The 15166-nt window shown below is 72.2% G+C and carries 13 protein-coding genes and 1 pseudogene; 5 read left to right on the forward strand and 9 right to left on the reverse strand.

Translation table 11 applies throughout. The features are described 5' to 3' along the window. Positions 1-122: 122 nt before the first annotated feature. Entirely contained in the window at positions 123-1616 is a 1494-nt protein-coding gene (locus ABT093_RS26295) for a gamma-aminobutyraldehyde dehydrogenase (RefSeq protein WP_350568684.1), read from the reverse strand. Between the two features lie 253 nt (positions 1617-1869). Here ABT093_RS26295 and ABT093_RS26300 point away from each other — a divergent pair, with 253 nt between their 5' ends. The 4 genes from ABT093_RS26300 (at position 1870) to ABT093_RS26315 (ending at position 5920) form a co-directional block, all read left to right on the forward strand. Further along, complete coding sequence (locus ABT093_RS26300) at positions 1870-2343, forward strand: Lrp/AsnC family transcriptional regulator (RefSeq protein ID WP_030243538.1); 474 nt, start codon at positions 1870-1872, stop codon at positions 2341-2343. Further along, positions 2340-3734 carry an aspartate aminotransferase family protein gene (locus ABT093_RS26305; protein ID WP_350568685.1) on the forward strand — a complete coding sequence of 465 codons (1395 nt, stop codon included), beginning with the start codon at positions 2340-2342 and terminating at the stop codon, positions 3732-3734. The genes ABT093_RS26300 and ABT093_RS26305 overlap by 4 nt, the downstream gene beginning before the upstream one ends. Before the next feature lie 267 nt (positions 3735-4001). Continuing rightward, positions 4002-4757, forward strand: coding sequence for an ABC transporter ATP-binding protein (locus ABT093_RS26310; protein ID WP_350568687.1), 756 nt, complete (start codon positions 4002-4004; stop codon positions 4755-4757). An 11-nt stretch (positions 4758-4768) separates the two neighbouring features. Continuing rightward, complete coding sequence (locus ABT093_RS26315) at positions 4769-5920, forward strand: hypothetical protein (RefSeq protein WP_350568689.1); 1152 nt, start codon at positions 4769-4771, stop codon at positions 5918-5920. An 83-nt stretch (positions 5921-6003) separates the two neighbouring features. Here the strand turns inward: ABT093_RS26315 and rlmN are convergent, their stop codons facing one another. The 6 genes from rlmN to rpsB all read right to left on the reverse strand — a co-directional run bounded on the left by rlmN (position 6004) and on the right by rpsB (position 12096). Beyond that, positions 6004-7104: a dual-specificity RNA methyltransferase RlmN gene (rlmN, locus tag ABT093_RS26320; RefSeq protein ID WP_350568691.1), complete on the reverse strand. Its 1101-nt coding sequence runs from the start codon at positions 7102-7104 to the stop codon at positions 6004-6006. A gap of 75 nt (positions 7105-7179) precedes the next feature. Continuing rightward, positions 7180-8319: a phosphatidate cytidylyltransferase gene (locus ABT093_RS26325; protein ID WP_350568692.1), complete on the reverse strand. Its 1140-nt coding sequence runs from the start codon at positions 8317-8319 to the stop codon at positions 7180-7182. A gap of 242 nt (positions 8320-8561) precedes the next feature. After that, entirely contained in the window at positions 8562-9119 is a 558-nt protein-coding gene (frr, locus tag ABT093_RS26330) for a ribosome recycling factor (protein WP_350568693.1), read from the reverse strand. Between the two features lie 96 nt (positions 9120-9215). Continuing rightward, positions 9216-9980: a UMP kinase gene (pyrH, locus tag ABT093_RS26335; protein WP_350568694.1), complete on the reverse strand. Its 765-nt coding sequence runs from the start codon at positions 9978-9980 to the stop codon at positions 9216-9218. A gap of 262 nt (positions 9981-10242) precedes the next feature. Then, complete coding sequence (gene tsf / locus ABT093_RS26340) at positions 10243-11082, reverse strand: translation elongation factor Ts (protein WP_350568696.1); 840 nt, start codon at positions 11080-11082, stop codon at positions 10243-10245. Positions 11083-11211: 129 nt separating this feature from the next. Continuing rightward, a complete protein-coding gene (rpsB, locus tag ABT093_RS26345) occupies positions 11212-12096 on the reverse strand; it encodes a 30S ribosomal protein S2 (RefSeq protein ID WP_350568698.1) in 885 nt (294 codons plus the stop codon). A 637-nt stretch (positions 12097-12733) separates the two neighbouring features. On the opposite strand from rpsB, the pseudogene ABT093_RS26350 reads away from it, so the two are divergent. Next, positions 12734-13162: pseudogene (locus ABT093_RS26350) on the forward strand (peptidoglycan DD-metalloendopeptidase family protein); the annotation flags it as partial. A gap of 136 nt (positions 13163-13298) precedes the next feature. On the opposite strand, the gene ABT093_RS26355 reads toward ABT093_RS26350, so the two are convergent. Beyond that, a complete protein-coding gene (locus tag ABT093_RS26355; protein WP_350568779.1) occupies positions 13299-13871 on the reverse strand; it encodes a TetR/AcrR family transcriptional regulator in 573 nt (190 codons plus the stop codon). Between the two features lie 144 nt (positions 13872-14015). Next, a complete protein-coding gene (whiG, locus tag ABT093_RS26360) occupies positions 14016-14921 on the reverse strand; it encodes an RNA polymerase sigma factor WhiG (protein WP_350568700.1) in 906 nt (301 codons plus the stop codon). Positions 14922-15166: the final 245 nt, after the last annotated feature.

Genomic DNA, 15166 nt, shown 5'->3' on the forward strand with positions numbered 1-15166 from the left:
CATCAGATCGCGGTCATACCGCGCCCGACGGTCATGACCCGCTCAGATCGCGGTCATACCGCGCCCGACGGTCATGACCCGCTCAGATCGCGGTCATACCGCGCCCGACGGTCATGACCCGCTCAGATCGCGGTCATGACGTGCTTCACGCGGGTGTAGTCCTCGAAGCCGTAGGAGGACAGGTCCTTGCCGTAGCCCGACTTCTTGAAGCCGCCGTGCGGCATCTCGGCGACCAGCGGGATGTGGGTGTTGATCCAGACGCAGCCGAAGTCCAGGCGGCGCGACATCCGCATGGCGCGGGAGTGGTCCTTGGTCCACACCGAGGAGGCCAGCGCGAACTCCACGCCGTTGGCGTAGCCGACGGCCTGCTCCTCGTCGGAGAAGCTCTGCACGGTGATGACCGGGCCGAAGACCTCGTTCTGGATGATCTCGTCGTCCTGCCGCAGGCCGGAGACGACGGTCGGGGCGTAGAAGAAGCCCTTGTCGCCGACCCGGTGGCCGCCGGCCTCGACCTTGGCGTGCTCCGGCAGGCGCTCGATGAAGCCGGAGACCTGCTTCAGCTGGTTGGCGTTGTTCAGCGGGCCGTACAGCACGTCCTCGTCGTCCACGCCACCGGTCTTGGTCTCCGCCGCGGCCTTGGCCAGCGCCTCGACGAAGGCGTCGTGGATCGACTCGTGCACCAGCACGCGGGTGGCGGCGGTGCAGTCCTGGCCGGCGTTGAAGAAGCCCGCCATCGAGATGCCCTCGACGGCCTCGGCGATGTCGGCGTCCTCGAAGACCACGACCGGGGCCTTGCCGCCCAGCTCCAGGTGGACGCGCTTGACGTCCTTGGAGGCGGACTCGGCGACCTGGATGCCGGCGCGCACCGAACCGGTGATGGAGGCCATCGCCGGGGTCCTGTGCTCGACCATCAGACGGCCGGTCTCGCGGTCGCCGCAGATCACGTTGAAGACGCCGGCCGGCAGCTCCAGCTCCGCGAGGACGCCGCCGATGATCTCGGCCAGCAGCACGGTGGAGGCCGGGGTGGTGTCGGAGGGCTTCAGCACGACGGTGTTGCCGGCGGCGATGGCCGGGGCGAACTTCCAGACCGCCATCATCATCGGGTAGTTCCACGGCGCGACCTGGGCGCAGACACCGACCGGCTCACGGCGGACGATCGAGGTCATGCCGTCCATGTACTCACCGGCGGCCTTGCCCTCCAGCAGGCGGGCGGCGCCGGCGAAGAACCGGATCTGGTCGACCATCGGGCCGATCTCCTCGGAGAGGGTCAGCGCCCGCGGCTTGCCGGTGTTGCGACACTCGGCGTCCACCAGCTCGTCGGCACGGGCCTCGACCGCGTCGGCGACCTTGAGCAGCACCTTCTGCCGGGTGCTCGGGGTGGTGTCGCGCCAGATCGGGAACGCGGCCGCGGCGGCGTCCATGGCGGCGTCCACGTCGGAGGCGCCGGACAGCGGGGACGTCGCGTAGACCTCGCCGGTGGTGGGGTCGACGATGTCGAGCGTGCGGCCGTCGGCCGCATCGACGAACTCACCGTTGATGTAGTTGCGCAGCGTGCGAAGGTCGCTCACGGGTCTCTCCTCGGTCTCGGCCTGCGGCGTTGCAGAATCCGGCGCCATGGTACGTCGGCCGGACCGGCCGACGAAGGGCGCCGAGTGGCCGCGCCGGAAGTGCCGCGGTCCACTGGTTTGGCGGAATGCGCGCGGCGCTGCGGGGCCGCGCGCGTACCGCAGCCAGGGTAGCCCGACGACTGCCGGTATCGACAGGCCGGCCGCGCACAGACGATGAAATCCGCATGGGTTTTCCAAGATCACGACGAAATCAGCAGTTTCCGCGCTTGCGAACACGGGAACGATCGGGCACAGTGGCGGCGTGGCCAACCGCGACCGGAACGCCAGCGTTCCCCTCGACGCCGCCTCCAAGGCGATCATCGAGCAGCTCCAGGAGGACGGGCGCCGCCCGTACGCCGCCATCGGCAAGGCCGTCGGCCTGTCCGAGGCGGCCGTGCGGCAGCGCGTCCAGAAGCTGCTCGACCAGGGCGTGATGCAGATCGTCGCCGTCACGGACCCGCTCACCGTCGGCTTCACCCGCCAGGCGATGGTCGGAATCCGGGTCGAGGGCGACATCGAACCCGTCGCCGACGCGCTGGCCGCCCTCGACGAGGTCGACTACGTCGTCTGCACCGCGGGCTCGTTCGACCTCCTGGCCGAACTGGTCTGCGAGGACGACGAGCACCTGCTCGAACTGATCAACAAGCGCATCCGCGCGCTTCCCGGCGTGCGGAGCACCGAGAGCTTCGTTTACCTGAAGCTCCGGAAACAGACCTACACCTGGGGCACCCGATGACAGCCGACCCGGCGCAGAAGGACCTTTCCAAGACCGCCTACGACCACCTGTGGATGCACTTCACCCGCATGTCGTCGTACGAGAACTCCCCCGTGCCGACGATCGTCAAGGGCGAGGGCACCTACGTCTGGGACGACAAGGGACGCAAGTACCTCGACGGCCTCGCCGGCCTGTTCGTCGTCCAGGCCGGCCACGGCCGTGAGGAGCTCGCCGAGGCCGCCGCCAAGCAGGCCAAGGAGCTCGCCTTCTTCCCGGTGTGGAGCTACGCCCACCCGAAGGCCGTCGAGCTGGCCGAGCGTCTGGCCAACTACGCCCCGGGCGACCTGAACAAGGTCTTCTTCTCCACCGGTGGCGGCGAGGCCGTCGAGACCGCCTGGAAGCTCGCCAAGCAGTACTTCAAGCTGATCGGCAAGCCGACCAAGTACAAGGTCATCTCGCGCGCCGTCGCCTACCACGGCACCCCGCAGGGCGCCCTGTCCATCACCGGCCTGCCGGGCCTGAAGGCCCCGTTCGAGCCGCTGGTGCCGGGCACCCACAAGGCCCCGAACACCAACATCTACCGCGCCCCGGCCTTCCTCGCCGGCCCCGACGGCACGGTCGACCCCGAGGCCTACGGCCGCTGGTGCGCCGACGAGATCGAGGTGGCCATTCTCAACGAGGGCGCCGAGACCGTCGCCGCCGTCTTCGTCGAGCCGGTGCAGAACGCCGGCGGCTGCTTCCCGCCGCCGCCCGGGTACTTCCAGCGCCTGCGCGAGATCTGCGACCGCCACGACGTGCTGCTGGTCTCGGACGAGGTCATCTGCGCCTTCGGCCGCCTGGGCACCATGTTCGGCGCCGACAAGTTCGGCTACCAGCCCGACATGATCACCTGCGCCAAGGGCATGACCTCGGGCTACTCCCCGATCGGCGCCACGATCATCTCGGACCGCATCGCCGAGCCGTTCTACAAGGGCGACAACACCTTCCTGCACGGCTACACCTTCGGTGGCCACCCGGTCTCCTCCGCGGTGGCGCTGGCCAACCTCGACATCTTCGAGCGCGAGGGCCTGAACCAGCACGTGCTCGACAACGAGGCCGCCTTCCTGGGCACCCTGAGCAAGCTGCGCGACCTGCCGATCGTCGGCGACGTCCGCGGCAACGGGTACTTCTACGGCATCGAGCTCGTGAAGGACAAGGTCACCAAGGAGTCCTTCAACGACGATGAGGTCGAGCGCGTCCTCTACGGCTTCCTGTCGAAGGCCCTCTTCGACAACGGCCTGTACTGCCGCGCCGACGACCGTGGCGACCCGGTCGTCCAGCTGGCCCCGCCGCTGATCTCCGACCAGTCGACCTTCGACGAGATCGAGCAGATCCTGCGGACCAGCCTCACCGACGCGTGGGCGAAGCTCTGATCCCCGGCTTTCCTTTCCCACCCTCCGTCACAGGGCGGTCCCGCTTCGGCGGGGCCGCCCTGCGGCGTTCCCGGCCCGGTCCCCGGCCACCCGCGGCACCTGCCACCGACCCGCTCTTCGGAGCGCTCTTCGGACCGCTCTTCGGATCAAACACGCCTGATTGCGGGTGATTTGCCCTGGATGGAGCAGTGTGCCGCGCCCGCGCCCAGGCCCGATCGTTCTAATCTGACGACTGTCATATCCCTGCGGCCCCCAGGACGGAACCTCATGGCAGCGGCCCCTCCTGACAACGACGTGCTGTGGGCCCGGGGGATCGTCAAGTCCCATCACGGCACCCCCGCCCTGCGCGGCGTCTCGCTCGGGGTCCGGGAGGGCGAGGTCCTCGCCGTCACCGGCCCGCGCGGCTCCGGCAAGAGCACACTGCTCGGCTGCCTCTCCGCCCTGCTCCCCGTCGACGAGGGCGAGGTCTGGTTCAACAGCGCCCCCGTGCACACCCTCGGCCGGGCCGGCCGGGAACGGCTGCGCCGCGACCGCTTCGGCTTCGTCGGCTCCGAGCCCCACCTGGTGCCCGAACTGACCGCCCGGGAGAACGTCGCCCTGCCGCTGCTGCTGGCCGGTGCCGGCGGCAAGGCCGCCCACACCGCCGCCGACGAGTGGCTCGAACGCCTGGACATCGGCGAGCTCGCCAAGGTCCGGCCCGACCGGCTGCTGCAGAGCCAGCGCCAGCGGATCGCCGTCGCCCGGGCCCTCGCCCCGCTCCCCCCGGTCGTCTTCGCCGACGACCCCACCGCGCCGCTGCACCGCGAGACCGCCGACCAGGTCCTGCGGATACTGACCAGCGCGGCCCGCTCCCACCAGCTCACCCTCGTGCTGGCCACCCACGACCCCGAGCTCGTCCGGTACGCGGACCGCGCCGTCGCCCTCGTCGACGGACGCCTCACCGGCCCCGTCGCACCCGTGCCGCGCGCCCCCGCCGCCCCCGGCACCGCCGGGACCACCGCCGTCCCGGCCGCCGGCCACTGAGGGGGCCGGACGTGTTCTACCTCCGTCTGGCCCGCGGCTACCGGGCCCTCGACCTCGGCCGCTGGCTGCTGACCGCCCTGGCCGGGGCCGTCGTCGCCGCCTTCCTGCTGCGCGCCCTCGGCCGGGCGATGAGCGACCCGGTCGCCGGCTCCGACGCGCTCGTCCGGCTGCTCTGGTGCCTGCCCCCGCTGGCCGCGGTCGCCTGGTTCGCCGCCGTCGCCGCCCGCGCGCTGCCCGCCCGGCGGGCCGAACGGATCACCGGCCTCACCACCGCCGGGGCCGGGGCCGCCCGGATCCGCGCCCTGATCGCCGGCGAGGTCGCGCTCGCCTGCGGCACCGGCGCCGGCCTGACCCTGCTGCTCTTCCTGATCCTGCGCAACGACATCGCCGGCCCCGCTCTCGCCGACGAACTCGGCATGGGCGTGGCGCTGCCGGCCGCCGCGCCGGTCGCCCTGCTCGCGCTCGTCCCGCTCACCGCGGGCCTCGCCGCGGCCGGCGCCGTGCCGCACGCCGAGACGCTGCCCGGCCGGCCGCGGCCCGAGCCGACCGGCTTCGGACCGTGGCGGCTCGCCCTTCCGATCGGCCTCGTCGTGCTCGGGCTCGCCCTGGAACTCATCGCGCTGCGCCCCGGCGCCGCGGCAGACGGCCGCCCGATCCACCTGCCGGCCGGTCTCGGCACCACCAGCACCGCCGCGCTCGGCGGCTGGGCGGCCTGCGCGCTCGGCCTCGCCCTGCTCACCGGCCCGTTGCTCGGCTGGGCCGGCCGGCTGCTGGCGGTCGGCCGGCCGACCCCGCTGCGGCTGCTGGCCGGACGCGGCCTCACCGCGCAGGCCCGCCGGCTCGGTGCGCCGCTGGCCGTACTCACCCTGGCGCTCGCGATGGTGCTCACCACCATCCGCTACTGGCTCGGCGAGCCCGGCAGCGCCGACGTGCTGCCCGCGATCGAGGCCGGCCTGGTGCTGGGCTGCGCGGCGGGCGCGGTGGCCGTCCGCTTGGCCGAGCTGCGCACCGCGCGCCGGGGCGTCTGCGAGGCGCTGCTGCGGCTCGGCACGGCGCCCCGGCTGCTGGTCGGCGCCGTCGTACTGCGGACCCTGATGGCCGGCACCGTCCTGCTGGTCACCGGCGGGGCGACCGCCGCCCTGGCCGCCGCCGGACTGCGCTGACGCCCGTACTGACCCGGTGCTGACCCGGCGGGTCCGGTCCGGTCAGGTCAGGTCCTGACCTGATCCGCCGGACGGCCTCGCGGTCAGCCGGCCGCCGCGAGCTGGCCGCAGGCGCCGTCGATCTCCTGGCCGCGGGTGTCGCGGACGGTGGTCGGCACGCCGTGCGACTGGAGCCGCCGGACGAACTCGCGCTCGTCCTCGGGCCGGGAGGCCGTCCACTTCGAGCCCGGGGTGGGGTTCAGTGGGATCAGGTTGACGTGCACCCGCTGGTTCTTGATCAGCCGGCCGAGCAGGTCCGCCCGCCACGCCTGGTCGTTGATGTCCTTGATCAGGGCGTACTCGATGGAGATCCGGCGGCCGGACTTCTCGGCGTAGTTCCACGCCGCGTCCAGCACCTCGGCGACCTTCCAGCGGGTGTTGACCGGCACCAGCTCGTCGCGCAGCTCGTCGTCCGGCGCGTGCAGCGACAGCGCCAGGCGGCAGCTGAGCCCCTCGTCGGCGAAGCGGTGCATCGCCGGGACCAGGCCGACGGTGGAGACGGTGATGCCGCGCTGGGAGAGGCCGAAGCCGTCCGGCGCCGGGTCGGTCAGCCGGCGGATCGAGGCCAGCACCCGGTTGTAGTTGGCCAGCGGCTCGCCCATGCCCATGAAGACCACGTTGGAGAGCCGGGCCTCCCCGCCCGGGATCTCGCCGGCCTTGAGCGCGCGCATCCCGGCGGCGATCTGCTCGACGATCTCGCCGGTGGACAGGTTGCGGGTCAGCCCCGCCTGGCCGGTGGCGCAGAACGGGCAGTTCATGCCGCAGCCGGCCTGCGAGCTGATGCACATGGTGACCCGGTCCGGGTAGCGCATCAGCACCGACTCGACGAGCGTGCCGTCGAAGAGCTTCCAGAGCGTCTTGCGGGTGGTGTCGTCGTCGCAGGACACGTGCCGCACCACCGACATCAGCTCGGGCAGCAGGCTCCCGGTGAGCTTCTCCCGGCTGGCGGCGGGGATGTCCGTCCAGCTCGCCGGGTCGTTCGACATCCGGCCGAAGTAGTGGTTCGAGAGCTGCTTGGCGCGGAACGGCTGCTCGCCCAGCTCGGCGACGGCCTCCTTGCGCTCGGCGGGGCTCAGGTCGGCGAGGTGTCGCGGGGGCTTGGCGCCGCGCGGCGCGACAAAGGTGAGTTCTCCGGGCTTAGGCATGGTTGTTCCAGTGTCGCAGACGCGCGAAGGCCCCGGACGCCGTGCGTCCGGGGCCCGTGGGCGCGGGTCGGCGGCTCAGCTGCCGACGAAGGCCGCCAGCAGCAGCCAGACCACCGGGGCGGTCGGCAGCAGCGAGTCCAGCCGGTCCATGATCCCGCCGTGGCCGGGCAGCAGGGTGCCCATGTCCTTGATGCCCAGGTCGCGCTTGATCATCGACTCGCCCAGGTCGCCCAGGGTCGCGGTGACCGCCGCGCAGCCGCCCAGGATCAGGCCCTGCCACCAGCTGCCGCCGTCGATGATCAGCTCCATCAGCAGCGCGCCCGCCAGCATCGACAGGCCGATGCCGCCGGCCAGGCCCTCGCGGGTCTTTCCCGGGCTGATCGTCGGCGCCAGCTTGTTCCTGCCGAACTTGTAGCCCACCGCGTACGCCCCGGTGTCGCTGCACACCGTGACGATGAGGAAGAGCACGATCCGCTGCGGACCGTCGTCGGCGGCCAGCATCATCGCCACGAAGGTCGCGAGGAACGGGACGTAGAAGGCGGTGAAGATGCCCGCCGTTATGTCCCGCAGGTAGTTCTCGGGCGGCTCGGTCATCCGCCAGACCATCACCGTGAGCCCGGTGAGCGCGAGCGAGGCCGCCGCCCACTGGATGCCCGACCAGTAACCGGTGGCGACCATGGCGATGCCACCCGCGACCAGCGGGATCAGCGGCGCCTTGATCTCCTTGCGCTCGGCCAGCCTGCTGGTCAGCTCCCAGACGCCGACCGACACCGCCGCGATCACCACGACCAGGAACAGCGCCTTGACGACGAACAGCGAGGCGACGATCACCGCGCCGAGGCCGACGCCCACGCCTATCGCGGCCTGGAGGTTGCGGCCGCCGCGCTGTTTGCGCTGCGGCGGCTGAGGCTGCGGATCGGCCTGGGCCACGGGTGTCTCCTGCGCTGGGTGGGACGACGGCACGAGGAAGGGCTGCCCCGCCACCGGTCCGCCCGGCGTGCCGGGGTACGGCCCGCCCGCGGGGGCGGGCGGGGTGTCGTCGGTGATCGCGCGCAGCACGACCGTCTCCGACGCACCCGGCTCCGCCGCCCCGGGCTGCTCGTCGCGGAACAGCGGTCCGCTCAGCCGACCCGCCTCCCGGGCCGGCCCCTCGGCGGGGTCGGCCCCGGGCGCGGGCGCGGGCTGGGGGCCCGGGTCGGCCGGTACGGGAGGCATGACCTGAGTCTCCTCCGCGTCCGGGTCCCAGTACACCGGAGGCTGCTGGGAGTGACCCGTTCGGTGGCCGGGGTCACCCGCGCCGTACTGCCCGTACGGTCCGGGCTGCGGCGCCGGGTGCCCGGGTATGCCGGAGGCCTGCGCAGGGGCGGCTGGTCCCTGCGCAGGCCGGTGCGGCCGGTACGGCTGGTACTGCTGGTCGGACGGGCCCCAGTAGCCAGGGGCGTCAGGGGCGTCGTTCATCAGACCTCGAGCAGCTCGGCTTCCTTGTGCTTCAGCAGCTCGTCGACGGAGGCCACGTACTTGGCCGTGGTGTCGTCGAGCTCCTTCTCGGCGCGGCGGCCGTCGTCCTCGCCGACCTCGCCGTCCTTCACCAGCTTGTCGATGGCGTCCTTGGCCTTGCGGCGCACGGCGCGGATCGAGACCTTGGCGTCCTCGCCCTTGCCGCGGGCGATCTTGATGAACTCGCGGCGGCGCTCCTCGGTCAGCTCGGGGAGCACGACCCGGATGATGGAGCCGTCGTTCGACGGGTTGACGCCCAGGTCGGAGTCGCGGATCGCCTGCTCGATCGCCTTCAGCGCGGTCTTGTCGAACGGCGAGACGACCGCCATCCGGGGCTCCGGCACGGAGAAGGAGGCCAGCTGGTTGATCGGCGTCACGGCGCCGTAGTACTCCGCGACGATCTTGGCGAACATCGCCGGGTGCGCGCGGCCGGTGCGGATGGCGGCGAAGTCGTCCTTGGCGTGGGCGACGGCCTTCTCCATCTTCTCCTCGGCGTCGAGGAGGGTCTCTTCGATCACTGTGATCTCCCTGTCCGGTTCATCTGCGGTTGTCCCGACCGGTGTCGGCGGCGGGGCCTCGCGGCCGCGGCGCCGTCCGGTGCGGCTGGTGGCTGCTCAGGCCCGGACAGAATCCTGGCTGATGAGTGTGCCGATCTTCTCACTCTTCACCGCCCGGGCGATATTGCCCTCCGCGAGCAGCTCGAAGACCAGCATCGGGAGGTTGTTGTCCTTGCACAGCGTGATCGCGGTGAGGTCGGCGACCTTGAGGTCGCGCGCGATGACCTCGGAGTACTCCAGCGCGTCGAACTTGACCGCGTCGGGGTTGGTCCGGGGGTCGGCGTCGTAGACGCCGTCCACGCCGTTCTTGCCCATCAGCAGGATGTCGGCGTGGATCTCCAGGGCCCGCTGCACCGCCGTGGTGTCGGTCGAGAAGTACGGCATGCCCATACCGGCACCGAAGATCACCACGCGGCCCTTCTCCAGGTGCCGGACGGCGCGCAGCGGCAGGTACGGCTCGGCGACCTGGCCCATCGTGATGGCGGTCTGGACCCGGGTCTCGATGCCCTCCTTGACCAGGAAGTCCTGGAGCGCGAGGCAGTTCATGACCGTGCCGAGCATGCCCATGTAGTCCGAACGGGCCCGGTCCATGCCGCGGACCTGGAGCTCTGCGCCGCGGAAGAAGTTGCCGCCGCCGATCACCACGGCGACCTCGGTGCCCGCGCGGACGACCGTGGCGATCTCGCGGGCGATCGCGTGCACGACGTCCGGATCGACGCCGAGCCCGCCGCCGCCGGCGAAGGCCTCACCGGACAGCTTCAGCAGCACCCGGCGGCGCGTGCCGTCGTGGGTGTCCTGCGCGGTCTCCTGCGTCTCCTGCATGGACTTCTCCTTCTACACCTACTGGTTCACAGGCGCGGACGTGCGAATCCCCGGCCTGCGCGTACACGCGAGGAGGCCACTGCCGCGGGAACCGGTTCGGTGTCCTGCACGGCAATGGCCTCCTCGTCGTTCATGCTGCCGACGTGGCTCGCCCATGGACGGATGGCGCTGGGTGAGCCCGTACGGCGCGTTCCCTCCCGCCCCGGTCAGCGGGGCGGGGGCGGTTTCCAGCCTACGGCCGGAAGCCCGGGTGGAACGTGGCTCAGGCGCCGACGCGGAAGCGGGCGAAGCGCTTGAGGGCGACGCCGTTCTCCTCGAGGACCTTGGCGACGGTCTTCTTGTTGTCCTTCGCGAAGGCCTGCTCCAGGACGGAGTTCTCCTTCACGAAGCCGGTGACGCGGCCCTCGACGATCTTCGGCAGGGCGGCCTCCGGCTTGCCCTCCTCGCGAGCGGTGGCCTCGGCGACGCGGCGCTCGTTCTCGAGGTCCTCGGCCGGGATGTCCTCGCGGGACAGGAACTTCGGCGCGAAGGCGGCGATGTGCTGCGCGACGTCCTTGGCGACCTCGGCGTTCTCCTTGTCCAGCTCGACCAGGACGCCGACGGCCGGCGGCAGGTCGGGGCTGGTCTTGTGCAGGTAGACCGCGACGAAGCCGTCGCCGCCGAACTGCGCGAAGCGGCGGAAGACGATCTTCTCGCCCAGGGTCGCGTTGGCCTCGTCGACGAACTGCTGGACGGTCTTGCCGGCCTCGATCTCGGAGGCGAGGGCGGCGTCCAGGTCGGCCGGGGCGGTGGCGGCGACGTGGGCGGCGATCGCGTCGGCGACCTTGACGAAGTTGTCACCCTTGGCGACGAAGTCGGTCTCGCAGTTCAGCTCGACCAGGACGCCGGACTTCTTGTCCTCGGCGATCAGCGCGGCGACGGCACCGTTGGAGGCGTCGCGGCCCTCGCGCTTGGCAACGCCCTTCTGGCCCTTGATGCGAAGGATCTCGACGGCCTTCTCGACGTTGCCCTCGGCCTCGTCCAGGGCCTTCTTGCAGTCCATCATGCCGGCGCCGGTGAGCTCACGGAGCTTCTTGACGTCCGCGGCGGTGAAGTTCGCCATGGTGTGAATCTCTTCTCGCGTCTCGCGTGTCTGCGTGGGGTAGTGCCCGGGCCGGTGGTTCGGCCCAGGCACGGGAGAGAGGGGCACCGACCGGTGTCGTACCGGCGGGTGCCCCTCACCCTTGGTACGTCAGGCCTGCTCGGCCGGCGCCTCGGCGGCGGGGGCCTCAGCAGCGGGGGCCTCGTCGGCCGGCGCCTCGGCGGCGGGGGCCTCAGCGGCGGGGGCCTCGTCGGCCTTCTTCTCGCCCTCCAGGAGGTCCTTCTCCCAGTCGGCCAGCGGCTGGTCGGCACCCGGCTCGGCCTTGACGTCGCCCTTGGCGACACCCGCGCGGGACTTGAGGCCCTCGGCGACGGCGTCGGCGATCACACGGGTCAGCAGGGTGACGGAGCGGATCGCGTCGTCGTTGCCCGGGATCTTGTAGTCGACCTCGTCGGGGTCGCAGTTGGTGTCGAGGATGGCGACGACCGGGATGTTGAGCTTCCGGGCCTCGCCGACCGCGATGTGCTCCTTCTTGGTGTCCACGATCCAGACGGCGCTGGGAACGCGCTGCATGTCGCGGATACCGCCGAGGGTCTTCTCCAGCTTGTCGTGCTCGCGCTGGAGGACCAGGAGCTCCTTCTTGGTGAGGCCGGAGCCGGCCACGTCCGAGAAGTCCAGCTCGCCCAGCTCCTTGAGGCGCTGCAGACGCTTGTAGACGGTCGAGAAGTTGGTCAGCATGCCGCCGAGCCAGCGCTGGTTCACGTAGGGCATGCCCACGCGGGTGGCCTGCTCGGCGATGGCCTCCTGGGCCTGCTTCTTCGTGCCGACGAAGAGGACGCTGCCGCCGTGGGCAACGGTCTCCTTGATGAACTCGAAGGCGCGGTCGATGTAGTTCAGCGACTGCAGGAGGTCGATGATGTAGATGCCGTTGCGCTCGGTGATGATGAAGCGCTTCATCTTCGGGTTCCAGCGGCGGGTCTGGTGACCGAAGTGGACGCCGCTCTCCAGCAGCTCCCGCATCGTGACGACGGCCATGGCCGTGCTCCTCAGGTGTTACGCCCGGCATCGGCGCAGGCGTCGCGGTCGGCGCGCGGTGGCGCTCCCCGCTCGGCGCGTGCGTACGGCCGGGTCAGGCTCGGTTTGTCCGTGGCGGCCAGGTGACAGCCACGCCTGACGCCCCGAACGTGCCGAGCCGCTTCCACCCGGTGGTCCGAGGACCGGCCGGGCTCGGCGGACCGAGCGGCACTCGCACCTGGCAGGGGTGGCGGCGGAGCCGCTTCTGACCACCGGTGGCGGGGCGTGCGAAGTCGACCCGGCGGACCGGGTCGCGTGTGAAGTGTACGGGAAGCGCCGAGCGCCGGGCGACTCCGCGGGGAGCGGGCGGCCGGGGACACCCCTGGTCCGGGGCGCCCGGACGGCTCTGTTGGGCCCCTGTCCACCCGGCGGGGTACGCCCGTTGGAGGGACAGCCACCGTCCACAGGGGCCGGTTGTCCACAGGAAGCGGGGCGGGGGTGGCCGGGCCGGCGCGGGCCGGGGAGCCTCGGCTCCATGACTGCTGCTGCTCGGGTTCCGGCCGGCCCCGTGGCGCCGGGGGCCTCAAACGCTCCGCCGGGCGGTCGGCGACCGGACCGGCCGGTCCCTCCGCTCCTGGTCCCAGGCCTGGCGATGGTCATGGTGCTGGTGCTGGTGCTGGGCGTGCTGCTGGTGCTCGTGCCGGCCGGGCGGGCCGGGGCGCTCGGGCTCGCGGCGGGCGGGAGTGCGGGTACCGGGCGGGCGTGGCCGGTGGACGGACCGGGTGGCGGGCCCGGCGCCGTGGCCCGCCGCTTCGAGGCACCGGCGCGGCCGTGGGGTGCGGGACACCGGGGTGTCGACCTGGCCGCCGCTCCCGGTGCGGAGGTCCGGGCGGCGGCTCCCGGGGTGGTGACGTTCGCCGGGCCGGTGGCCGGGCGGCCGGTGGTCACGGTCACCCATGCGACGGCGGGCGCTCCCCCGGCACCCCCGCTGCGGACCACCTATCTCCCGGTGACCGGCACCCTCCCGGTGGGCACGGCGGTGGCGGCGGGCCAGGTGATCGGACGGCTCACCGGCGGGTCCGGGCACTGCGGCGACGGCGCCTGCCTGCACTGGGGCCTGCTGCGCGGGCGGCGCTACCTCGATCCGCCGGCGCTGTTCGGCACCGGCCGGGCCCGGCTGCTGCCGCTCGCCGACCCGCTCCCCCAGGACCCGGCCCGGCGGGTCAGCCCGGGCCGAGACCGTGCAGGGCGAGGGCGACGGCGGCGTCCGCGATCACCTCGGGGCTCTCCGCCCGGCCGCCCGCGGCCCGCTGCTCCGACTGCCGGACGGCCGCCTCCACGATGCCCTGGAGCAGCGCCGCGGCCAGCCGGGGCTGCTCGTGGCCGAGGTCCTCCAGAGCCTGGACCACGAGTCCCACCAGCGTCCCGTGGGCCGCCCGGATGCGCTCACGGGCCGCGTCGTCCAGCTCCAGCGCGGAGATCGCGGCCACCGCCCGGTGGCGCGGGTCGGCGGCCAGCGCGAGCTGGCCGCGGACGTAGGCCTCGATCCGCTCGGCCGCGGTGTCCCGGCTCGCCATCCCGGCCTCGATCTCGGCGGCCCAGAGCGGGAAGTCGGTCTCGCAGAGCGCCTCGACCACGGCCCCCCGCGAGCGGAAGTACTCGTACACCGAGGACCGCGCGAGCCCCGTGCGAGCGGCGAGCGCGGGGAAGGTCAGGGCCTCCGTGCCTCCCTCGGTGAGGAGACTGCGGGCAGCGTCGAGGAGGGCTGCCCGTTGCATCTGACGGTGCTCGGCCACACTGGCCGCTCGGATCTTCGGCACGCACTCCACTGTACGGAGCCCTACATCCCGCCGGTACGGTGCCGCGCACCGCCGCGATGCGGAGGGTTGCGTACCGGGGCGCGGGGCGCGGTACGGACGTGCGCGGCGCACCCCGCGGAGCTATCGGATGTCCGACAGCTTGGCGCGCAACTGGAGCACCGACTTGGTGTGGATCTGGCTGACCCGGCTCTCCGTCACGCCGAGCACCTGGCCGATCTCGGCGAGGGTCAGCCCCTCGTAGTAGTAGAGCGTCACCACGGTCTTCTCCCGCTCGGGGAGCGTGTTCACGGCCTGCGCCAGCAGCCGGCGCAGCTCGCGGTCCTCGGCCACCTCGACCGGGTCGTCGGCGCCGTGGTCCTCCAGGGTGTCCATCAGGCTGAGCCGGTCGCCGCCCTCGCCGACCGGGTGCAGCAGTTCGTCGAGCGCCACCACGTTGGCGAGCGAGAGCTGGCTGAAGATGGCGTGCAGGTCCTCGATGGCGATGCCCATCTCGGCCGCCACCTCGGGCTCGTTCGGCGTCCGCCGCAGCCGGGCCTCCAGCGTCGCGTACGTGCGCTCGACCGCCTTCGCCTTCTGCCGCACCGAGCGCGGGATCCAGTCCAGTGCCCGCAGCTCGTCGATGATCGCGCCGCGGATCCGGCTGATGGCGTAGGTCTCGAACTTGATGGCACGTTCGATGTCGAACTTCTCGATCGCGTCGATCAGCCCGAAGACCCCGGAGGAGACGAAGTCCGCCTGCTCGACGTTGGAGGGCAGGCCGACCCCGACCCGGCCCGCCACGTACTTGACGAGCGGTGAGTAGTGCAGGATCAGCTGCTCCCGCAGCCGCTGGTCGGCCGTCTCCTTGTAGGCGCGCCAGAGCTCCTCGAGCGCCGTGCGCTCCCGGCCGCCCGCCTCCCGGCGGACACCCGGCGCCTCGGCCGGCCCGGGGGCGGCCGTGTCGGCGGAAGCGCCGGGCGCGTCCGGCCGGTCGTCGTGCGCCCCGGGGTGCGCCGGGCGGCCGCCCTGCCGTGCGAGGGCCCCCATCCCACCCGTGCCCTTGGGCGGGAACTCGGTCACGGTGCGCCGCTCGGTGCGCGGCCCTCCCGAGGACCGGGCGCCACCGGTCACTCGGTGTCCGGGAATGTGTGTGGGCATACGTTGGTCTGCGCCGTTCTGCCGAGTCATGTGCTGATAGGGAAGGCATGGCGAGCGTAGCGTGACCGAGTCACTGCGCAGTGCTACCGCCACTCGGTCGTCCCCCGATCCGGTGGCGTTCGTGCCGCCTCACC

This window comes from Kitasatospora sp. NPDC002551, from assembly GCF_040296005.1.
In the GTDB taxonomy this organism is placed as follows: domain Bacteria; phylum Actinomycetota; class Actinomycetes; order Streptomycetales; family Streptomycetaceae; genus Kitasatospora.